Annotated in this window: 18 protein-coding genes; 8 read left to right on the top strand and 10 right to left on the bottom strand. The window is 49.3% G+C overall.

Going from position 1 to position 20,391, the window contains the following annotated elements; translation table 11 throughout:
- Nucleotides 1-33: 33 nt before the first annotated feature.
- The 4 genes from CRO74_RS26395 to CRO74_RS26410 all read left to right on the top strand — a co-directional run bounded on the left by CRO74_RS26395 (nt 34) and on the right by CRO74_RS26410 (nt 3,863).
- Nucleotides 34-1,089, top strand: coding sequence for a serine hydrolase domain-containing protein (locus CRO74_RS26395; protein ID WP_245877993.1), 1,056 nt, complete (start codon nt 34-36; stop codon nt 1,087-1,089).
- An 82-nt stretch (nt 1,090-1,171) separates the two neighbouring features.
- Nucleotides 1,172-2,026, top strand: coding sequence for an inositol oxygenase family protein (locus CRO74_RS26400; RefSeq protein WP_097130447.1), 855 nt, complete (start codon nt 1,172-1,174; stop codon nt 2,024-2,026).
- Nucleotides 2,027-2,080: 54 nt separating this feature from the next.
- Nucleotides 2,081-2,383 carry a hypothetical protein gene (locus CRO74_RS26405; protein WP_097130449.1) on the top strand — a complete coding sequence of 101 codons (303 nt, stop codon included), beginning with the start codon at nt 2,081-2,083 and terminating at the stop codon, nt 2,381-2,383.
- 85 nt (nt 2,384-2,468) lie between these two features.
- Nucleotides 2,469-3,863, top strand: a complete 1,395-nt coding sequence (locus tag CRO74_RS26410) for a high affinity choline transporter 1 (RefSeq protein WP_097130451.1) — start codon at nt 2,469-2,471, stop codon at nt 3,861-3,863.
- 7 nt (nt 3,864-3,870) lie between these two features.
- On the opposite strand, the gene CRO74_RS26415 is transcribed toward CRO74_RS26410, so the two are convergent.
- From CRO74_RS26415 to CRO74_RS26430, 4 genes are all read right to left on the bottom strand, one after another.
- A complete protein-coding gene (locus CRO74_RS26415; protein WP_097130453.1) occupies nt 3,871-4,317 on the bottom strand; it encodes a DUF1572 family protein in 447 nt (148 codons plus the stop codon).
- Between the two features lie 50 nt (nt 4,318-4,367).
- The gene (locus CRO74_RS26420) at nt 4,368-4,820 is read right to left on the bottom strand and encodes an NUDIX hydrolase (protein WP_097130455.1); all 453 of its coding nucleotides are present in this window, start codon (nt 4,818-4,820) and stop codon (nt 4,368-4,370) included.
- Between the two features lie 35 nt (nt 4,821-4,855).
- Complete coding sequence (locus tag CRO74_RS26425; RefSeq protein WP_097130457.1) at nt 4,856-5,131, bottom strand: hypothetical protein; 276 nt, start codon at nt 5,129-5,131, stop codon at nt 4,856-4,858.
- A gap of 76 nt (nt 5,132-5,207) precedes the next feature.
- Entirely contained in the window at nt 5,208-6,485 is a 1,278-nt protein-coding gene (locus CRO74_RS26430; protein ID WP_097130459.1) for a DUF349 domain-containing protein, read from the bottom strand.
- A 74-nt stretch (nt 6,486-6,559) separates the two neighbouring features.
- Between CRO74_RS26430 and ettA the strand changes: the two genes are divergently transcribed.
- Entirely contained in the window at nt 6,560-8,227 is a 1,668-nt protein-coding gene (gene ettA, locus CRO74_RS26435; protein WP_097130460.1) for an energy-dependent translational throttle protein EttA, read from the top strand.
- A 59-nt stretch (nt 8,228-8,286) separates the two neighbouring features.
- On the opposite strand, the gene CRO74_RS26440 is transcribed toward ettA, so the two are convergent.
- A complete protein-coding gene (locus CRO74_RS26440) occupies nt 8,287-9,318 on the bottom strand; it encodes a PorP/SprF family type IX secretion system membrane protein (RefSeq protein WP_097130462.1) in 1,032 nt (343 codons plus the stop codon).
- 231 nt (nt 9,319-9,549) lie between these two features.
- On the opposite strand from CRO74_RS26440, the gene CRO74_RS26445 reads away from it, so the two are divergent.
- Nucleotides 9,550-13,221, top strand: coding sequence for a PKD domain-containing protein (locus CRO74_RS26445; RefSeq protein WP_179830311.1), 3,672 nt, complete (start codon nt 9,550-9,552; stop codon nt 13,219-13,221).
- A 98-nt stretch (nt 13,222-13,319) separates the two neighbouring features.
- Complete coding sequence (ruvB, locus tag CRO74_RS26450; protein ID WP_097130464.1) at nt 13,320-14,348, top strand: Holliday junction branch migration DNA helicase RuvB; 1,029 nt, start codon at nt 13,320-13,322, stop codon at nt 14,346-14,348.
- Nucleotides 14,349-14,432: 84 nt separating this feature from the next.
- Here the strand turns inward: ruvB and CRO74_RS26455 are convergent, their stop codons facing one another.
- The 3 genes from CRO74_RS26455 to era form a co-directional block, all read right to left on the bottom strand.
- Nucleotides 14,433-14,741 carry an ArsR/SmtB family transcription factor gene (locus tag CRO74_RS26455; protein WP_012929701.1) on the bottom strand — a complete coding sequence of 103 codons (309 nt, stop codon included), beginning with the start codon at nt 14,739-14,741 and terminating at the stop codon, nt 14,433-14,435.
- 457 nt (nt 14,742-15,198) lie between these two features.
- Nucleotides 15,199-16,506, bottom strand: a complete 1,308-nt coding sequence (der, locus tag CRO74_RS26460; RefSeq protein ID WP_097130466.1) for a ribosome biogenesis GTPase Der — start codon at nt 16,504-16,506, stop codon at nt 15,199-15,201.
- 199 nt (nt 16,507-16,705) lie between these two features.
- Nucleotides 16,706-17,626: a GTPase Era gene (era, locus tag CRO74_RS26465; protein WP_097130468.1), complete on the bottom strand. Its 921-nt coding sequence runs from the start codon at nt 17,624-17,626 to the stop codon at nt 16,706-16,708.
- Between the two features lie 590 nt (nt 17,627-18,216).
- On the opposite strand from era, the gene CRO74_RS26470 reads away from it, so the two are divergent.
- Complete coding sequence (locus CRO74_RS26470) at nt 18,217-18,693, top strand: group I intron-associated PD-(D/E)XK endonuclease (RefSeq protein ID WP_097130469.1); 477 nt, start codon at nt 18,217-18,219, stop codon at nt 18,691-18,693.
- Between the two features lie 31 nt (nt 18,694-18,724).
- Here CRO74_RS26470 and CRO74_RS26475 read toward each other — a convergent pair whose 3' ends face one another.
- Nucleotides 18,725-19,750: a rod shape-determining protein gene (locus CRO74_RS26475; RefSeq protein ID WP_097130471.1), complete on the bottom strand. Its 1,026-nt coding sequence runs from the start codon at nt 19,748-19,750 to the stop codon at nt 18,725-18,727.
- Nucleotides 19,751-19,814: 64 nt separating this feature from the next.
- A complete protein-coding gene (locus CRO74_RS26480; protein ID WP_097130473.1) occupies nt 19,815-20,093 on the bottom strand; it encodes a hypothetical protein in 279 nt (92 codons plus the stop codon).
- Nucleotides 20,094-20,391: the final 298 nt, after the last annotated feature.

Raw genomic sequence — 20,391 nt, forward strand, 5'->3', positions numbered from 1 at the left:
ATGAGGACGTTTTTGCCAGCGGTATTTCTGTTTATGAGCTTGTCAACAATAGCGCAAGTGACAGAGCGACTCGATTCCGTTATGCGGTCAATGAACGCACCGACTGAGCCGGGAGCTGCCCTGCTGGTGCTGGTGAACGGAAAAACGATCTATAAAAACGGGTACGGACTAGCCAACACCGAAACAAAAGCACGCATTACGCCCGAAACGAACTTCCGCATGGCATCGGTCTCCAAGCAGTTTACGGCCATGTGTATTCTGTTGCTGGAAAAAGAGGGGAAGCTATCGTTGAAAGATCCATCGACCCACTTCTGTCCGGATTTTAATCCGACTGTGGGCCAAAAAGTACGAATCCGCCACCTGCTGACACATACGTCGGGCATTTTTGATTATGAGTCCGTGATGAACCCACAACAACGGGAGCAGTTACTGGATGCCGATGTGCTGACGCTGATCAAAAATCGGGATTCACTTTATTTCGAACCCGGGACACAATTTAGGTACAGTAATTCGGCCTATTGTCTGCTGGCGTTGATTGTTGAACGGGTTTCCGGTCAGTCGTTCGCGTCGTTCGTTCGGCAACGGATTTTTCAGCCTTTGCACATGAACCAGTCGACTGTATACGAAGCTGGAAAGCCAATTAACAAGCGTGCAATGGGTTACCGAAAGGAGGGTAGTCAATTCGTTTTCTCCGATCAAAGTGTAACGAGTGCGACCAAGGGTGATGGGGGAGTGTATACGTCCCTGATTGACTACCAGAAATGGAGCGATGCGCTTTCTACCAATAAACTGCTTGATCTGAAGGTAGCGCTGGCACGAACAGGCAAGGCAATTTCGCAAACGGGGGATAGCTTTTACGGGGCTGGCTGGTTTTATCAGCAGCCCGAAAAGTCAATACTATTTCACTCTGGTAGTACCTGCGGCTTTAATAATTACGTTGTCAGTATACCGTCGGAACGGTTTTTAATGGTTTGCTTCTCGAATAAAGCGAACAACAAGCCGAACGCCCTGGCCATTATGAAGGTACTGGCTGAATCCGGGTATTCGAAGGCTGCTGATATACTGGCGCTGGACGATCTGACACAGTGATAAATTCTAGGAATAACTTTTGCTCTATCTTGCTGGTTGACAGTAATAAACTTTTAAATTTGCCCTCTTAACTATTTTGGACATGATCAGCGAAACTGCCCCTCTTACCAGCCTCGATCAGTGGGAAGACGACCTGCTGAGTCGCTACCCCGAACCCGAGCACAAATCGAAAGAAGATTACCGAAATTATGACTCACCGGAGCGCGATACCGTACGGGAGTTCTATCGGTTAAACCACACCTACCAGACCTACGATTTTGTGCGGGAGAAAGAGCGCGAGTTTCTGGCTTTCGACAAAAAAGAACTGCCGGTTTGGGGGGCAATGGAGTTTTTGAACACCCTCGTAGATGACTCCGATCCTGATACGGATCTTGACCAGCTTCAGCACCTGCTGCAAACCGCCGAAGCCATCCGCGCCGACGGTCACCCCGATTGGTTCGTCCTGACGGGCTTTGTACACGACATGGGTAAAGTCCTTTGTCTGTTCGGTGAGCCACAGTGGGCCGTTGTGGGCGATACCTTTCCGGTGGGTTGCCAGCACTCCGACAAGATTGTTTACCCAGAGTACTTCGCCAACAACCCAGATTCGAAAGATGAGCGGTACAACACGAAATATGGCGTATATGAGCCCAATTGCGGTCTGCGTAACGTGCATATGTCGTGGGGTCACGATGAGTACTTGTACCAGATCATGAAAGACTACATGCCCGAACCGGCTCTGTACATGATGCGGTATCACTCATTCTATTCCCAGCACCGTGAGGAGGCTTATAACCATCTGATGGACGAGCACGACCATGAGATGTTCAAATGGGTTCGGAAATTCAATCCGTATGATCTGTATTCAAAGAGCCCTAAACCTCCAGTCGTGAGCGAATTGAAGCCTTATTATGAAGATTTGATTGCTAAGTATTTACCGGCTACGTTGCGGTTGTAACTACTTCTTCTTATAATTGTACAAAGAAGACCGACACCGTAAAAACAAGGCTATATGTACCTGGAAGATCGCATTGAGCAGGTTGAGAAACAAAATAAGATGACCGCTCATGCGGTGGCTGACCTTACAGTTGATGTACGCGCTATTCGCCGGGATGTAACAGAAGGGTTTAAGCAAGTCAATGCCCGACTTGATAACCTGGAAGCGGATGTGAGCGTCCTCAAGCAGGATGTTAGCGTCCTCAAGCAGGACGTGAGTATCCTCAAGCAGGATGTGAGCATCCTCAAGCAGGACGTAGGCACCATCAAGCAAACCTTACAGCTAGTCTTGGCTTATTTGCACGAAAAACTGCCGTAAATAGGTGGTTACGATGTAATTTGAAGGCACAATGTGTACAAAGCTAATTTGTATGCGTTGTGCCTTTTTGTTTAACTCCCCGCCAATGCTTCTCTTTTTCATAACACTGTATCTACTCTCCAACGTAGCCGTCGGTGCATGGGCAGCCCGGCGGGTAACCACTTCTCAGGATTTTGTACTGGCTGGGCGACGACTGCCGCTGTTGCTGGCGGCTTCGGTGACTTTTGCCACGTGGTTTGGTTCCGAGACGATTATGGGCGCTCCGGCAATGTTCGTGGAAGGTGGATTCCTGGCGGTTATCGAAGAACCGTTCGGTTCTGCGTTGTGCCTGTTTCTGGTTGGTGCCTTTTTCGCCCGGCCACTTTACCGGCTCAATATCACGACCTTCTGCGATTATTTCCATATCCGTTTTGGTCGTTCGGCAGAGTTACTGTCGGCCATTATGGTTATCCCGTCTTACTTTAGCTGGATTTCGGCGCAACTCGTCGCTATTGGAATCGTGTTGAGCGTGGTGACGGATATACCTCGGGAGTACTGTATCATTGGCAGCGCGGCAATCGTTATGGCCTATACCCTGTTGGGTGGTATGTGGTCTATTTCGGTTACTGATTTTTTTCATAACCTGATTATCATTCTGGCCCTGGCGGTGCTGGGCGTTATGCTCTGGAATGAGGTAGGTGGCTGGGAAACGATTGAGAAACGTACTCCGGAAGGCTTCTTCCGTGTTCTGCCCCAGTCAACCACTAAAGACTGGCTTACGTACATAGCGGCCTGGATAACCATTGGCCTGGGCTCCATTCCACAGCAGGACGTTTTTCAGCGTGTGATGGCCGCCAAGACGGAAGAGACGGCCGTTCGGGCCTCGTTTCTAGCCTCGGGAATGTATCTCACCATTGCCATGCTGCCGCTGTTTATTGCGCTAAGTGCCAAACTACTTCACCCCGATCTGCCCAAAGATAATCAACTCATTATCCCGAATATGGTCATGCGGCACGGTAGCCTACCCCTACAGGTGTTGTTCTTTGGTGCCGTAACATCGGCCATACTGAGTGTATCGAGCGGGGCCATACTGGCTCCGGCAACCGTTTTTGGAGAAAACGTAATGAAGTTTTTTCGACCCGACATTAGCGACAAAGCTTTGCTACAGACGATTCGGTGGGTGGTCGTTGTTATTACCGTCATCTGCGTAATTATGAGCACAACGCGTGATGCGAATATATTCGATCTGGTGGGCGAGTCGTCGGCGTTTAGTCTGGTATCTCTTTTTGTGCCCTTAGCGGCTGGTATTTATTGGAAACGGGCCAATTTGACCGGTTGCCTGTATTCGATGCTGGTTGGCTTTGGCGTCTGGCTTGCCTGTCTGTGGCTGGATACGGAATACTCGCCGATGCTTTGGGGATTATTAGCGAGTACCGTGGCCATGATCGTCGGAAGTTTAGCGAATAAGGCGAAATCTGTAAAAAGCAAAGGGAGCAGCTAACGTTTGGTCAGCTATCCAGCAATCGACGATGGTAGTTGATCTGGCCTAAATGATAGCCGAGGTGGGTTTCCAGATGCACCAGAAAATACCCCGTCGATGTCTTTTCGTCAAAGACCAGCAACGGATATTCTTCCTCCAGTTGACTATCGGTAACCGTATTCAGTGCATTATCGACAACGAGAATGGTTTCGTCTATTTTCTTCAGAAGTTCGGCCCTGGGAATATCCTTTAGGGAAAATTCCAGCTCTCTATGACGAACATAGCCCGTTTTACCAAGTTCGGCCCCTACATAGGTATTCAGATTACCGATCAAATGCAGGCAGAGATTACCCGCTGAGTTGGCAATGCCGCGTTCAATCTGCCAGATAGTTTCTTCGCTTTTGTAGGCGTCTACTTCCGTTCGTAAGCGGCTTAGATCACGACGGAAGAGGGTTTTTAAGGTTTGAATGAGCATGTGGTTTGGTGGGTTAGCTATAAATAAACAGCTGGAGCCTGCTTCTACCTCTACTCGAAGTACTTCTGCTCAATCCGGCCGACATAGCCCAGATAGGTGGCGCTGCTAAACCAGGGTTGGAGCCGGGCCCCAATGTTTGGATAGAGATTGTACTGATCCAGATCGGCAACGGGCAACCAGACGAGGTCGAGCGCGGTAGTTTCGTCGGGGTTCAGGACGGGTTCGCCTTTGAGGTTGCGGGCTGCGAACACGACATGTAACACATCGTCATTGCGCTCTGACAGGAGCATTTCGCCCGCCAGAATCATCTCGCCCAGATCGACCGAAACACGCAGTTCTTCCTGGATTTCCCGGATGACCGTTTCCGTCAGAATCTCGCCCCTATCGGGGTTGCCGCCGGGTAAGGCGTACACATCCTGCCCGCCGTAAGAGTAGCGCATAAACAAGACTTGAGTCTGGCCGTCAAACTGACGCCAGATAAGAGCAGACGGACGAACTTTCATAAAAACAAGGGTTTAAAGCAGGAAACCCCGGCAAATTAACAATCGCAGGAGTAATTACCATAGCCGGGATAGCGGGGCGACAAATTACCCGAAACACTTACTACACGGTCCAGCGGTACAACGTCACCGGTGGCTAGTTCCAGCGATTCAATTCCGTTCCCGTTTAGAATTTGCTTGATGGTTACGTCGGCTTTTATGAACTCATTCAGGTCGGTGAGGTACTCAAGCCGCACAAATTTGCCGGGGATAATCGCGGCTCTGAAGGCCGTTTCGTCGGCAGTAAAATCAGAATTAATCAGGTTCGTTTCCATATCAATAGAACAAACCCCCTAAACGAAACGTGCCCCGATTAAAACCGGGGCACGTTTCGTTTAGAACAAGGGTAAATTAAAAGCCAGCCGTTTCCAGTTGCTTCTGAAACTCGCGGAGAATGGTTTCTTTCATCGCGATTTTGCGCTTCTGGGTATTGATCTTGTTCAGAATTTGTTTGTCTTCGTCCTTATTGGGGTCGAGGCCATCAGCGTCCTGTAAGGCAAACTGAAGGTCGTTTTTCTCGCGTTTAACGAGGTATTCCATCTCCCTAATCTTTGTCCGAATCTGCTCCGACTGGCTTTTGAGTTCAAACGCCGGGTATTTGCGCGTAAGTACGCGGCCGAGGTAGCTCAGCTCGAAAATCTTGTCGCAGGCGGCCCGGAAGCGTTCGTTTACAACTTTATCCTGAAGCTTAAACGGCACCCGAATTTCTTTCCAGCTGTTGAGTAGCACTTTGGCTCGTTCCGCAGCCGCGAAAATATCCGACTGTTTCGACAGCTTTTCGGCTTCGTCGGCCATTTTCATCTGCTGCTCGATACGCGGGTCAATTTTCGGTACGATCACAATGCCCTTCGCGTCGTTGTACTTGGCGTAGAACATGGTCGTCGCCTTCTTGAACTGCTTGTAGAGTTTGCCGCTTTTCTTAATAGGCACCTCACCAACCTGTTTCCAAGCATTGTTCAGTTTGCGTACTTCCTGAAATGCCGCATCCAGATCGCCCAATCGGTTAGCGCGGAATGCCAGTCGAATCAGCTCATCGTACTTATCAAGCCGCTCCTGAATAACCTTGTTCTGTTCATTGAAGAACTCACGTCGGCGGGTAAAGAAACCATCCAGAAGCTCCTGAAAGCGGCCTTCTACCTCCGCTTCGGCGGTTTTGTCGACGGGCCCTGTTTTAATCCATTTGACCTTGATTTCCTGAAGGGCATCGGCCGTATTACGCCAGTCTGTGCTATCGGCCAGGGCTTCTGCTTCGGCAATCAGGGCTCGTTTGATTTCAAGGTTTTTCAGCTGATTGACCGTAATTAGATCAGCTAGTAGCTTTTCCTGCTCATCCAGCCGTTCGAGCAGGGGCGGGAAATCGCCCAGCGCGTCGAAACCAAGGAGCTTCTTGCGAAGCTGAACCAGTTTTGTCAGATAAGAGCCTTTATTCTGGGCCTCTTCAATATCTTTTTCTAACTGGCTGACTTTGTTTTCAGCGATGATGAAGCGATTCTTGAAATAATCGAGCGCTTCCTGCTCGGTGCGTTTGACTTCGCCAATCTGGCGGTCTTCGTAATTCAGGTAGCCTTTCAAAAATACCTTTCCGTCTTTGACGTAACCGTATTCATCTACCAGTGAAGCGTTTTCCATTACTGTGCTTGGTTAAGGCTGCGCTGTGGGTTAAATTTGAGGATTAATGCTAACCGCAAATCTATCAGAAATTAATGAGCCAGGAAACCATAATTTTCTCTATGGCAGGCGTGAGTAAAAATATTCCGCCTAACCGACAAATCCTAAAGAACATATACCTTTCCTTCTTTTATGGTGCTAAAATTGGTGTTTTAGGGCTTAACGGTTCTGGTAAATCTACTTTATTACGCATCATTGCCGGTATTGATAAAAATTACACCGGCGAAGTCGTTTTCTCGCCCGGCTACTCGGTGGGTATGCTGGAACAGGAACCCCAATTTACACCCGGCCGTACGGTTCGCGAAATTGTTGAAGAAGGCGTTCAGGAAGTAGTTAATCTGTTAAAAGAATTTGATGAGATTAACGAAGCTTTCGGCGACCCCGATGCCGACTTCGATAAGTTGATTGCCCGGCAGGGTGAAGTACAGGAAAAAATTGACCATTTCAACGGCTGGGAACTCGATCAGAAACTGGAACGGGCCATGGATGCCCTGCGCTGTCCGCCCCCCGAGGCTGTAATCGATAACCTGTCGGGTGGTGAAAAACGGCGGGTGGCTCTTTGCCGACTGCTGCTTCAGCAACCCGATGTTCTGCTGCTCGACGAACCGACCAACCACCTCGATGCGGAGTCGGTATTGTGGCTCGAAGAACACCTACGCCTATACACGGGAACGGTCATTGCCGTAACTCACGATCGTTACTTTCTCGATAACGTAGCGGGCTGGATTCTCGAACTCGACCGGGGCGAGGGTATCCCCTGGAAGGGAAATTACTCATCCTGGCTGGAGCAGAAGCAAAACCGCCTGGCTAAGGAAGAAAAGACCGAGTCGAAACGGCAGAAGACACTTCAGCGCGAGTTGGAGTGGGTAAAAATGGCTCCCAAAGCCCGGCAGGCGAAATCGAAAGCCCGTTTGGGTGCTTACGAAAAACTGCTGAACGAAGATGCTAAACAACGCGACGATAAGCTCGAAATCTTTATCCCGGCCGGACCACGTCTGGGGTCAAAAGTGATCGAAGCGGAGGATGTTGCCAAGGCCTTCGGCGACCGGCTATTATTTGAACACCTGGGTTTCCGACTGCCACAGGGTGGCATTGTAGGGATTATCGGACCAAACGGCGCTGGTAAAACGACACTTTTTAAGCTTATAACAGGCCGTGAAAAACCCGATGCCGGTACGTTTGATGTAGGTGATACTGTAAAAGTCGCTTATGTCGACCAAGAGCACGACGGCCTTGACCCGAACAAAACCGTATTTGAGACAATTTCGGGCGGGAGTGAGTGGATTATGATGGGGGGTAAGCAATCGAACGCCCGCGCGTACGTGAGCCGGTTCAACTTTGCCGGAGCCGATCAGGAAAAGAAGATAGGTATGTTGTCGGGTGGGGAGCGGAACCGCGTTCACCTGGCTATGATCCTTAAAGAAGGTGCCAACCTGCTGCTGCTGGATGAGCCCACCAACGATCTGGATGTAAACACGCTACGGGCGCTGGAAGAAGGATTAGAAAACTTTGCCGGATGCGCCGTAGTCATCAGCCACGACCGCTGGTTTCTGGACCGGATCGCTACGCACATTCTGGCCTTCGAAGGCGACTCACAGGTTTACTGGTTTGAAGGCAACTTCTCGGAATACGAAGAAAACCGGCGCAAACGACTTGGCACCGAGGCTACACCGACTAGGATCAAGTATAAGAAGTTGGCCTAGGGTAAAAATAAAAGAGGGCCGATGTCAATATCGGCCCTCTCTCGTTAATAAATAGCTTATTAAAACTTCGGACAGGGCAGCTTCTTGCTGCGCCGTTTAACTCCGCCCCGTCGTGCTTCCGGTTTGTCAAACACATAGGAGAGGGATAACTCGTGTGAGCCACCGCTGTTGCCGAGCGTGGAGACCGTAATGTCGTAACTGTACCCAATAGAGAATTTTTCCATCCGCCAGCCAATCAATGCGGCAACGGCATCGTGGTTATTCAACGTCTGGTTGTATTTCTTGAAGGGAATGCCCCGGTAATAGGCACCAACAGTTAGCGGGGAGTAGGTCAGGTAAGCGCCTATGTCTAGCTGATCGTATTTGCCCTGATGCTTATACATCAAAACGGGTGAAAAGCTGATTTCACGATCCTCTTCGTCTGCTAATCCCGTGAAGCCGCCCAGTGGAATGCGTAATCCGGCCTGAATGCTTGTTTTCATGGGTAGTCGATCCTGGTCTCCGGCAAAGAAGCCCTGCTCGGGACGGTTGATATGATGAGCTGCTGCACCAATCCAGAACCAGTCGGAGTAAAAAAGGCCCCCAGTCGAAAAATCCACGTATTTTTTAGTGGGTAATCCGCCCTGTAAGGTTGGGTCACCAGAGATACTGCCCGTAATGAAACCCCGATCAGTAAATTGATCGCCCGTTGTCAGACCAAAATAGTTGATACTTCGGTTCACGTAAGAGCCTTGTAACCCAAGACGCACAAACGCCGATTCGCTTACCTGAAACTGGTAGGCATATTGCAACCCTATGTCTGTCGATTGAATCCTTCCCTGTCCCTGATTATCGCTTTGAATTAGTAAACCAACACCGCTGTTGTACTTTTCGATGAAGTGATCCACACCAACCATCGTTGTCACGTAATTCGTAATAGCCGGCCATTGGTTCCGGTAGTTCGCCGTTACGCGTGGTGCCAGTGCCGAGCCTGCAAATGCCGGGTTCAGATACTGTGGGGCCGCATAAAATTGAGTGAACTGGGGGTCCTGAGCAAATACAGGGCGGCTCAGGGTCAGCACCAAAACTGTTAGTATAAATCTGTTAAACATATGGCTAGAGCAAGGCAAAGACTGGGCCAATAATAGTGTTGCAACGTTTGTAACGTAAACCAAGTATTTATCAGCACAACAACCTCTAAAATTAGTTGGATTTTAGGCGCTTTTGTGGCTACTGTCGGATAAAATTTTAACGGGACAATGTCGTTTATACTAACGTAATGCCCCTGTTGTTGTTATGTTGAGTATCGAATTTGCGTGGGCGGACTTCATTCAACGTTTTTCATGTCAATCTTTAATAAGCATATTCGGGTAGTTGGGCTTTGGGCCGTGCTGTTTCTGCTGGCGGGGCTCTCTGTGGCTCTGGGGCAGTCGGGCACAGGCTTTAAAGTCAGTGGTAAATTTTGTGTACCTGATGTGGAGTGTAGTGCGGATTCTGCAACGTTCACAGATAGTATACTGACGGGTGTGACAACGCGTGTCTGGGATTTTGGAGACGGCACTACGATCACAAAACAGCGGGATTCCGTTGCTAAGCACGTGTATCAGCAAGCCGGTAGGTATACCGTAAGGTTGACTCGAACGGTTAACGGCGTATCTGTTACGTCAACGAGGGATATTACAATTGGTAACCGCCCCCAGTCTTTCGTGAACTGGCGAACGGATACCACTATTTGTAAAGGCGAGGTTATCACCCTGGACCCGTATGCGGGAGGACCTCCACAATCGGGACTTCGGTTTATATGGTATCCTAAAGGAGATACCACCCAGAGTATTCAGATTGACAGCTCGGGCTGTTACTCTGTAGAGGTAATCAACTCGCTGGGGTGCTCCTATCAGGATCGGATCAATGTCGATGTGTGCGGAGAAAAGAAAGAATCGCAGGGGGTAAAGTGGTATTTCGGGCAGAACGCCGGTCTGGACTTCAGTGGCGGGGGCTCTCCTCAACCCATTACGGATGGTAAGCTGAACACCATCGAGGGTTCATCGTCCATTGCCAATACAAAGGGGATCTTATTGTTCTACTCTGACGGGATTACTATTTACGACAAAGATGGTAAACCCATGAAGTCCCTGGTGCCGGGCGATACGCTGGCTACGCAGGTGCCGTTAGGAGGGAATAAAAACTCGACCCAGTCGGCATTGATCGTACCAAAACCAACCTGCCGGGGTTGCGAATACCTCTACTACGTCTACACGACTTCTGAGATCAGGGGCCAGAAGACCCTGACGTATAGCGTGGTAGACATGCGTCAGAACGGAGGGAAAGGAGCTATTGTTGAAAAAAACATTCCGCTTTCCGGTCAGAGTACTGAGCAGTCGGCATCGGTGGCGAATACACGCGATTCTACTTACTGGGTCATTACCCGGAAGTACGGAACCAATCAGTTCGAGGTTCGCCATTTGACCCGTGGCGATAACGTTGATCCTATAACGTATACGGGTGGTCAGGTAATCGACTCCCTGGCCAATGCCGAAGGATACATTAAAATTGGCCCTGCCGATACTACCGGTGGTAACCAGGGTAATCGCCCCATGGCGGTCGTTATTCCTGGCCCCCCCAAAAACTCTATTGACCTGTATACCTTTAATGACTCGACGGGCGTATTGAAATTTGACCGGACGATTGATATAGGACCGGCACCACCGAAAGCTTACGGGGTTGAGTTTTCGCCCGACGGTAAAAGCCTGTACGTGAGCATGCTGGCCGATACAAACGCCGACGGCAGCCAGAAGGGGTCTTCCTATATTCTGAAATATGACTTAAATCAACGGGATTCTCTGTTGACTCGCTCAAAAACAGTTGTCGACAGCAGTACCACCCGGCAGTACGGTTCGCTTCAGATTGGACCCGACGGCCGAATTTACGTTGCCATAAAAGGCAGTACCTCCCTGGGAACTATTGAAAACCCCAATGGCGGTCTGCTCGATAGTCTGATATTTAACCCCTCCGGGCAATCGCTGGGCGGGCAAACCAGCCAGTTGGGTTTGCCGAACCTGGTGGCGAATTTCAACGACCAGTCCAGCGGACCCGGATTAACCTATTCAGATACCTGTGCTAATCAGCCAACCGTATTCCAGGTCAGTCCGAACTGCCCGAAGCTGAAAGAAACTTACACCCTGAATTTTGGCGATGGAAGTCGACCAACGTCAACGACATCAACGCAGCCAATTACACATACCTATACAAGGCCGGGTTCGTATACGGTGGCGCTGTCAATTATTACACGAACAAGCGCGGGCAACATTTGCCAGACATTTGACAGTACCTATGCACTAACCATCCTGGAAACCCCGCCCGATATAAAGCTGGGTGCCGATACGGCCATTTGTAATAAGCAGGGCATTACACTCGACATAAAAGTACAAGCCAAAGTATATGTCTGGGTGGTTAACGGGGCCGTTGTAAGTAGGCAACGGACCCTCACACTCACCAGGCCAGGCTATTACTTTGCCGTTGGGTTAGCCGCTAATGGCGAGTGCTTCAAAAGCGATACCATTGAGGTACAGGTAAAACCGGTACCCTCTCTCGACCTGGGACCAGATACGCTTTTCTGTTATCGATCGAAAGTTGATGTAACTGTGCCACAGAGAACCTGGACACAGTTTCAGTGGAGCAACGGCGCAAATACGCAGACAATTTCGGTGAGTACATCCGGCGTATATTCTGTAACGGCACAATCGACTGTTAATGGAACAACCTGCGTCAATTCGGACACGATTCGGGTTACGGAGTTGCCCAAAATCAGGGTACAGGCGGCTCTGAGCGGCCCAACCGCGTGTACCTCGACCGATGGTTCTATCGTTCTAACACCCACTCCGGCGGGTAATTACCAGTACGTCTGGACGGGTGTAGATGGAGCAACGCTAAGGGATAGTTCAAACCAACAGGCGAATCTGGCCGAGGGTGGCTACAAGGTGAATGTGACCGATACGCTGCATGAGTGTAAAGTAGATACAGCCTTCGTGTTAAAATCACCAGCCAACCAGTTACAACTCACGCCCAGAGTAAGAGATGCGCTCTGTGCCGTACCGAATAGCGGTACCATTACTCTGACGGTAACGGGCGGAACCCCGGCTACGTATGCCTGGCTGGACGCAACGAACAAAGTTGTATCCACAACGGCTGTATTTGGCGAAGCCGCACCAGGATTATATACCGTTCAAGTGGTAGACATTAACGGATGCAAAGCACTTGAAGACAGCATAAAGGTAGGACTGGATAGTACAGGCTTTGCCCGATTGGGGCCCGACACTCTCAAATGTAATGGTGTTGCCGTGGCGCTTGTTCCCCTTATCGGCGACATACCTGGCAATGTGTATCAATGGAGTACGGGGGCCACCACGCCAACTATTTCTGTGGCGCAGCCGGGTTCCTATAGTCTCGTCCTGCGAAACACGTTAAACGGCTGCGTTGGCCGGAGTAGTATTCGCGTGGGCGACCGACCACCGCCAGCGTTTTCATACACCCAGAAAGCGGCTCTTTGTGAGGGCGACCAAGGTACGACTACTCTCTCGGCCAATGGAGCAACTGGCTTGTCGTACTTGTGGGTAAGCCGTAACGATACGACCAAAACCATAACGGTTCAGCGTGCGGGCGACTATCCCATTCGAGTTACCGATCCCCTGGGCTGTACAGCTACGGCGGTTGCCAAAGTCCTGAACCTATGTGAGCCGCGCGTTAATGTGCCGGATGCGTTTACCCCAAACAGCGATGGCACGAACGACCTGCTTCAAGTGTTTACTGCCTACATCACCGATTACGAATTCCGGATCTACAATCGCTGGGGCGAAGTCATCTTTTCCAGCAATAACCCCGAGCAAAAATGGGATGGAACGTACAAAGGGAGCACTTATCCATCCATGATTTACCCGTATGTTGTTACCTATAAAAGTGAGTTTTTCCCGGAACGGGATAGGGCTGTAAAGCGCGGCTCCGTCCTCCTGATACGCTAGTAAATTCGGCTGTTTTTTCGTAAATTTGAGGTAAACGACCCGGCAAAATCTGCCCGTTTCAGGGCAATTACTGAATAGGGTTTGTCCCAATCAAAACCATGCGAAACGACTTTTTGAAAGGTTCAGCCGACGGGATGACCGCTACCGATAAAGAAATTGAACGGGCGCTTCGGCCCCTTTCGTTCGAAGACTTTACCGGTCAGGCCAAAGCGCTTGAAAATCTGGAGGTCTTTGTTAAAGCTGCCATGCAGCGAGGGGAAGCCCTGGACCATGTACTGCTTCACGGACCTCCGGGATTAGGTAAGACAACGCTCTCGCACATCATCGCTAATGAGCTGAATGCGGGTATTAAGATGACCTCTGGCCCGGTACTCGATAAACCCAGCGACCTGGCGGGGCTGCTCACGAACCTACAGCCTAATGATGTTCTGTTCATTGACGAAATACACCGGCTTAACCCCATTGTGGAAGAGTATCTGTATTCGGCAATGGAGGATTACAAGATTGATATTATGCTGGACTCCGGTCCTAATGCCCGAACGGTACAGATCAAACTGAATCCGTTTACGCTCATTGGCGCTACGACCCGTGCGGGTATGCTGACGGCTCCCTTGCGGGCACGATTTGGCATTAGCTCCCGACTGGAGTACTACGACGCCCAACTGCTCACAACGATTGTGCAGCGATCGGCGGCTATTTTGGGAACACCCATTGACGAAACCGGCGCGTATGAGATTGCCCGCCGGAGCCGGGGTACACCACGTATTGCCAATAACCTGTTGCGCCGAACCCGGGATTTTGCCCAGGTTAAGGGTAACGGTTATATTAACGTCGATATCGCCGAGATTGCGTTAAGTGCTCTCGAAGTCGATCAGAACGGATTAGACGAGATGGATAACCGGATTTTGATGACGATTATCGAAAAATTTAAGGGTGGTCCGGTTGGTTTATCGACGATTGCAACGGCCTGTGGTGAGGAGTCAGAAACCATTGAAGAGGTGTACGAGCCTTTCCTTATTCAGGAGGGTTTTTTGAAGCGAACGTCTCGTGGACGGGAAGCTACCGAGCGGGCCTATATCCATCTGGGCATTGTTCCTCCTTATAAAGCTGGTGAGCTTTTTGGATAAAAAAACACTGAAGATAGAGAAAGCGCCCTAATACAGACTACTAGTCTGATGTTAGGGCGCTTTGTGTTGTCAAAGAGTGCCGAACTAATTCAGAATCTTGCTCTTGTAAATGCATTCAATCACATCGGCTACGGCGGTATCGACCAGAAAGTAATAGATATTTTTTCCACTACGTCGAATATCCAGTATCCCTTTGTCGCGCATGTTGATCAGATGGTGAGAGATAAGAGATTGTTCGGCATTAAGATTTTTGTAAATCGCCGACACATTCAATTCTTTGTTATCGTTCAACATTTGAATGATTCTAATACGCAGGGGATGCGCTACTGCTTTAAGAACATAAGCAGCTTTATCAATCCGCTTCTCGTCATCAACTAGTTTATCAGTTGCCATAAAAAAGTCTTTAGTCTATAAGGTATAGTAATGAAAGGTGTTGCATATTAATCACTAACGCTCTGAAAGTGAGCAGGAATTTATTTAATGGTTGTTTTTAAAATCCTATCATAAGATGACCATTTGTTGATTTTCCCGCTTGGTAACTTTTTGGTAAGAAATGAACGTTATATTTTGAGCAATAATACCTAATCTTATAATTATTGGCAAATTGTATCTTACCATGTCAGGTAATTAAACAGTGTCTGCCAGTATAGAAAGGGTATGTACCAGCTGTTCAATACTGCCCACTTCGTGCAATATAATTGTTATCAATACAATTGCGAATTTAGACTCAGCATGGTAATAATTAAGGTACTACCTCCATTACCACAACTGGCAAAAAGTTGTTAATTGTGCAAAAAAAGGTCAGGAATTAGTTAAAATCCCTGACCCTGTTCAGATAGTGTAATAAAACTTATTTCTGTCTGAAAAACACTGTAATGGGAACGCCCGTAAAGTCGAAGTGGTCACGGAGCCGGTTTTCCAGAAAGCGCTGGTACGACTCCTGAACATACTGGGGCAGGTTACAGAAGAAGATAAACGTAGGCGATGGTGTTGGCACCTGAACCATGTATTTTATCTTCACGAATTTCCCTTTAAGTGATGGTGGCGGGTACTTTTCAATTTCTGCCTGCATCGCTTCGTTTAGTTTCGACGTTGCAATTTTCTTGGTCTTGTTTTCATAGACTTCCATCGCCTTCTCCATAACCTGGAAGATGCGTTGTTTTTCGTGAACCGACGCGAAAATGATGGGTACATAGTCAATGGGCATCATCCGCTGAATCATCTCTTTGCGCAACACATCAGCCGTGCGGTGGTCTTTCTCAACGGCGTCCCACTTATTCACCATGATCACCACGCCTTTTTTGGCTTTGATGGCCTGACCAATAATATTCAGGTCCTGCGCTTCCAGCCCGCGGGTAGCGTCCAGCATGATAATACAAACGTCGGAGTCCTCCATCGCCTTGATCGAACGCAGCACCGAGTAAAACTCAATGTTGGAGTCGACCCGGGCTTTGCGCCGGATACCCGCTGTATCGGTCAGGATAAAATCTTTCCCGTAAGCTTTATAGCGCGTGTTGATGGCATCGCGGGTGGTACCGGCAATGTCCGTAACAATGCTACGCTCCTGGCCCGTGAGGACATTCAGGAACGATGATTTACCTACGTTCGGCCGTCCCAGAATAGCGATTCGGGGAATACCCGCGTCGGGATCTTCGATACCCGGTGTCTGGAAGTGCTTCACCACTTCGTCCAGCAGATCGCCGGTACCGGTACCCGTCTGCGACGAGATCGGGTAAGGGTCGCCCAGACCAAGTGCGTAGAATTCGGCGGCTGTGTGCGCCCGTTCGGCCGTTTCAGCTTTGTTCGCCACCACATAAACCGGCTTTTTCGACCGGCGGAGTACGTCGGCGAAGTCCTGGTCCAGCCCGGTAATGCCCGTTTGAGTGTCAACGACGAACAGCAGCAGGGTTGACTCCTGAATAGCCATTTCGACCTGCTCACGAATAGACTCTTCGAATACATCCTCCGAACCCACTACATAACCACCCGTGTCGATGACGGTAAAATATTTATCGTTCCACTCGGCGGTGCCGTAATGGCGGTCGCGTGTAACACCACTTTCATTATCCATGATGGCCTGGCGCTGTTCCGTCAAGCGGTTAAACAGCGTGGACTTGCCCACATTTGGGCGGCCAACGATTGCAACTATGTTTGCCATTTTTTTAGAAGGAGTGAGGAGTGAGGAGCGAGGAGTGAGGAGTTGCTGACGCAAGTTATGCCAATGGGCATTTCCTTACTTCGCGCTTCTGGCTTCTACTTATTTAAGGAGCGAGGAGTTAGGAATGGGAAGTGAGGAGGGCTGACGCACGCTGTGCCGCCGGATGGCTCCTCACTACTCGCTCCTAACTCCTACATACTTATTCATCATATCCGAGCCGCTTGAGCATGCGCTCTTTTTGCCGCCAGTCGGGTTCTACTTTAACGAACTGTTCCAGATATACTTTCTTGCCGAAGAAACGTTCGAGTTCTTCACGAGCCATGATACCCGTTTTCTTAATCATTCTACCGCCTTCGCCGAGCAGGATCGCCCGTTGAGTGGCCCGCTCCACCAAAATCTCAGCCTGAATGACGATGATGTCGTCTTTCTCTTTGAAGCCTGTTACTACCACTTCGCTGCTGTAGGGAACTTCTTTCTTGTAATTCAGAAAGATTTTTTCCCGAATTATTTCCGACGCAAAGAAACGCTCGGGTTTGTCGGTCAGTTCACTCTTAGGAAAATAGGGTGGGTGTTGCGGTAGGCGGCTGATTATGCCTTCAAAAACGCGATCGACGTTGAAATCGTTAAGGGCCGAAATAGGGATTATTTCCGTAGCCTTAAATCGTTCTTCCCAGTATGCAATTTTCTCGATTACCTGGTCTTGCGTGGCCTGATCTACCTTATTGATCAGCAAGAGAACCGGCACTTCGGATTTTTGTAATCGCTCGATCACATCGTTTTCGTCGTGCTGCTCAAAAATGTCGGTTACGAACAGCACCACGTCGGCATCTTCAATAGAACCACGCACGAAGCTCATCATGGACTCATGAAGCTTGTAGAGCGGCTTGATAATGCCGGGGGTATCGGAGTAAACGAGCTGGAATTCTGTGCCCTCGTGGGTTCCGTTAAGGATACCCATAATGCGGTGGCGGGTGGTCTGCGCTTTAGCGGTAATAATGGATAACCGCTCGCCGACGAGTTGATTCATCAGGGTGGATTTGCCGACGTTTGGCTTTCCAACGATACTGACGAACCCAGCCTTATGATCGGCCGGGAAATTTTCTATAGTTTCCGTATTCATTCGTAGGTGATCCCGCTGGCTGATTACCAGCGGCTTTAGACAACAACTCTCTCCCGGCAGAAAACGTTTCGACAGGGGTTAAAACTTTTTTTACAAAGATAATTGTATTTCTAGAAAGTCGTCGTACATTTGCAGTCCCAACAGCGCGGGATGGAGCAGTTGGTAGCTCGTTGGGCTCAAGTTTACCGGTAAGACGGTAATGGCAATGTCAACATTAGTTTAATTAGGAAGCACGTTTCTAATTAGCGAATTGAAAGATTCAAATGATTGACTTGATGGGCGGTACCGGGGGAAACGCCGGTATGTTAACTTGCCAAATTCGGGGAAGCCGGTAGTGCGGTAATCCCGAGCCAAGCCCGAAGGAAACTTCGGGAAGGTGTAGAGACTGAATGGTAGGCACCCTAACGCATCATGGCGAGGGCGAAGAGACAGTCCAGACTACAAATTCTGCCAACGCAGGAGCAACGAAAGTTGTAGTAGTAAGCATAACCCAAAGGTCGCTGGTTCGAGTCCAGCTCCCGCTACTAAGTAAAAGCCACTGAAATTCAGTGGCTTTTTTGCGTTTAAGCCTTTTTTGTTAGTTTTCAACTATGATAACGAAGCAAAAAGGAGACATTGCTGAGCAAGCTGTCATTTTACAGGCTCTGCGCTTGGGCTGGGGTGTTTGCAAACCCGTTGGCGACAGGCTACCTTATGATTTAGTGTTTGATATAGATGGGTGTTTATTGAAAATCCAGGTTAAAAGTGCCTGGTTTGATGATAGCCGAGGAAACTATGTCGTTGATAATCGACGCACCAAAACGAATAGACGTGCGATGGTGCGGGAAAATTACTGCCTGACCGACTTCGATTTTGCGATTATTTATCTTGATACGTTGCACGTCTTTTACATAATGCCCGTTGCTGATTTTATTGGGTATGGCTCCGAAATTCACCTTGTAGAAGCCGATAAGCGGCAACGTAAACCCAAATCCGCATCTTTTCGGGAAGCCTGGCAACTTTTACAGACGGCATTAGTGGCCGGAACATTACCTGATCAACGCAGTCCGACTCCGTCAATCCTGTAAACCACAGTACGATGTTCATGCCCAACCAACCTTAACGAATAAGGATGGACTGGTACATTTCCAGGTTCTTGATGATTACCCCCGTTCCTTTTACGACCGCTTTGAGGGGATCGTCGGCGATGTGAATCGGAAGCTTGGTCTTGGCCCGTAAACGTTGGTCGAGGCCGTGCAGCATAGCCCCACCGCCGGTCAGATGAATGCCATTGGTGTAAATGTCGGCCGATACCTCGGGGGGGGCCATTTCCAGCGCTTTCAGGGTCGCTTCTTCAATCTTAGCAATGGATTTGTCGAGGCAGTACGCAATTTCACTGTACGTTACTTTAATCTCTTTGGGAATACCCGTCATCAAATCGCGTCCCCGAATCTCGTAATCCGCCGGTGGGTTCGCTAGTTCGGAAAGGGCAGAGCCTACCGACATTTTAATCTGCTCGGCCGACCGCTCGCCAATGAGCAGATTGTGTTCCCGACGCATGTAATCGACAATATCGCGGGTGAAAACATCCCCCGCAATCCGGATGGATTGTTCGCAGATAATTCCCGACAGAGCAATGACCGCAATCTCGGTTGTGCCTCCACCAATGTCGACGATCATGGTTCCATTAGGTTGCGTAATGTCGATACCGATGCCAATGGCAGCCGCAATGGGTTCATATACCATATAGACCTCCTTGGCCCCGGCATGTTCGCAGGAGTCCTTCACGGCCCGTTTTTCGACTTCCGTGATACCCGATGGAATGCTCACCACCATCCGATGCGACGGTAAGAAAAGCCGGTTGCCTGGTTTGAGCAGTTTCACCAGTCCCCGAATCATCAACTCGGCAGCGGTGAAGTCGGCAATCACCCCGTCTTTCAACGGACGAATGGTTTTGATGCTGTCATTGGTCTTGCCGTGCATTTGCATGGCTTTATGCCCAATGGCCAGAACCTTGCCGCTAACTTTATCTATTGCAATGATGGATGGTTCATCGACCACTATCTCATCGTTCAAAATAATCAGGGTATTGGCCGTGCCCAGGTCAATGGCAATATCACTGGTTAACAAATTAAAAAATGCCATAAATGGGTAGTACCAAAATAAGGATGAACTATAGACGCTGTAGAATATTTCTTCAGGTTTATGGTCAATAGCGGGGTATCGTTCCCGTTAGCGGACTGGGATTATCCGGCTTTTGGGCCAGCGCAGGTGCGCTTAAGCTGGTTAGTAGATGAAAGTCTGTTTCAACAACAGGAGTACCCACGGGCGTTCTGGATGCCTGACTGAGCAGCGTCCGTCCGGCAATGGTGTTTGGCAGTAAAAGAGGGCCATAACTGCGTATAACACCGTCTACTGTGCAGGGTCCATATACCTGGTGCTGAACCTGCTGGCCCTGTTCGAGTTGATAGATTTGCTTGAAATTCATTTAGTTATGCCGTGAAGCCATTTATGGTTAACAACGGTATTGTGTTAGCATACGTTCATCGGTATAGGCGTGGTTGTATGCCGAAAGGGAATTGATGGCCTGCCGGGAGAAAGTAATTCACTTATTTTAAATCGTTTTCTCTCTGGTAGTGTTCACTTATCAACAAACATATGTAACAGCGTTAAGCCGATCGATCCATCAACTAGTAGTGATGAAGTTGTTGGGCTATTTATGGAATAACTTCCTTCTCCGCGAATCAGGAATCCCTGCCTTACCTGATACTACTTAGTTGGACCTC

The sequence above is a fragment of the Spirosoma fluviale genome (genome assembly GCF_900230225.1).
Taxonomy (GTDB): Bacteria; Bacteroidota; Bacteroidia; order Cytophagales; family Spirosomataceae; genus Spirosoma; species Spirosoma fluviale.

What these genes read in the sequence shown, in the direction of transcription:
- CRO74_RS26395 (WP_245877993.1), top strand. Translation starts at nt 34, where the DNA reads ATGAGCTTGTCAACAATAGCGCAAGTGACAGAGCGACTCGATTCCGTT.
- CRO74_RS26400 (WP_097130447.1), top strand. Translation starts at nt 1,172, where the DNA reads ATGATCAGCGAAACTGCCCCTCTTACCAGCCTCGATCAGTGGGAAGAC.
- CRO74_RS26405 (WP_097130449.1), top strand. Translation starts at nt 2,081, where the DNA reads ATGTACCTGGAAGATCGCATTGAGCAGGTTGAGAAACAAAATAAGATG.
- CRO74_RS26410 (WP_097130451.1), top strand. Translation starts at nt 2,469, where the DNA reads ATGCTTCTCTTTTTCATAACACTGTATCTACTCTCCAACGTAGCCGTC.
- CRO74_RS26415 (WP_097130453.1), bottom strand. Translation starts at nt 4,317, where the DNA reads ATGCTCATTCAAACCTTAAAAACCCTCTTCCGTCGTGATCTAAGCCGC.
- CRO74_RS26420 (WP_097130455.1), bottom strand. Translation starts at nt 4,820, where the DNA reads ATGAAAGTTCGTCCGTCTGCTCTTATCTGGCGTCAGTTTGACGGCCAG.
- CRO74_RS26425 (WP_097130457.1), bottom strand. Translation starts at nt 5,131, where the DNA reads ATGGAAACGAACCTGATTAATTCTGATTTTACTGCCGACGAAACGGCC.
- CRO74_RS26430 (WP_097130459.1), bottom strand. Translation starts at nt 6,485, where the DNA reads ATGGAAAACGCTTCACTGGTAGATGAATACGGTTACGTCAAAGACGGA.
- ettA (WP_097130460.1), top strand. Translation starts at nt 6,560, where the DNA reads ATGAGCCAGGAAACCATAATTTTCTCTATGGCAGGCGTGAGTAAAAAT.
- CRO74_RS26440 (WP_097130462.1), bottom strand. Translation starts at nt 9,318, where the DNA reads ATGTTTAACAGATTTATACTAACAGTTTTGGTGCTGACCCTGAGCCGC.
- CRO74_RS26445 (WP_179830311.1), top strand. Translation starts at nt 9,550, where the DNA reads ATGTCAATCTTTAATAAGCATATTCGGGTAGTTGGGCTTTGGGCCGTG.
- ruvB (WP_097130464.1), top strand. Translation starts at nt 13,320, where the DNA reads ATGCGAAACGACTTTTTGAAAGGTTCAGCCGACGGGATGACCGCTACC.
- CRO74_RS26455 (WP_012929701.1), bottom strand. Translation starts at nt 14,741, where the DNA reads ATGGCAACTGATAAACTAGTTGATGACGAGAAGCGGATTGATAAAGCT.
- der (WP_097130466.1), bottom strand. Translation starts at nt 16,506, where the DNA reads ATGGCAAACATAGTTGCAATCGTTGGCCGCCCAAATGTGGGCAAGTCC.
- era (WP_097130468.1), bottom strand. Translation starts at nt 17,626, where the DNA reads ATGAATACGGAAACTATAGAAAATTTCCCGGCCGATCATAAGGCTGGG.
- CRO74_RS26470 (WP_097130469.1), top strand. Translation starts at nt 18,217, where the DNA reads ATGATAACGAAGCAAAAAGGAGACATTGCTGAGCAAGCTGTCATTTTA.
- CRO74_RS26475 (WP_097130471.1), bottom strand. Translation starts at nt 19,750, where the DNA reads ATGGCATTTTTTAATTTGTTAACCAGTGATATTGCCATTGACCTGGGC.
- CRO74_RS26480 (WP_097130473.1), bottom strand. Translation starts at nt 20,093, where the DNA reads ATGAATTTCAAGCAAATCTATCAACTCGAACAGGGCCAGCAGGTTCAG.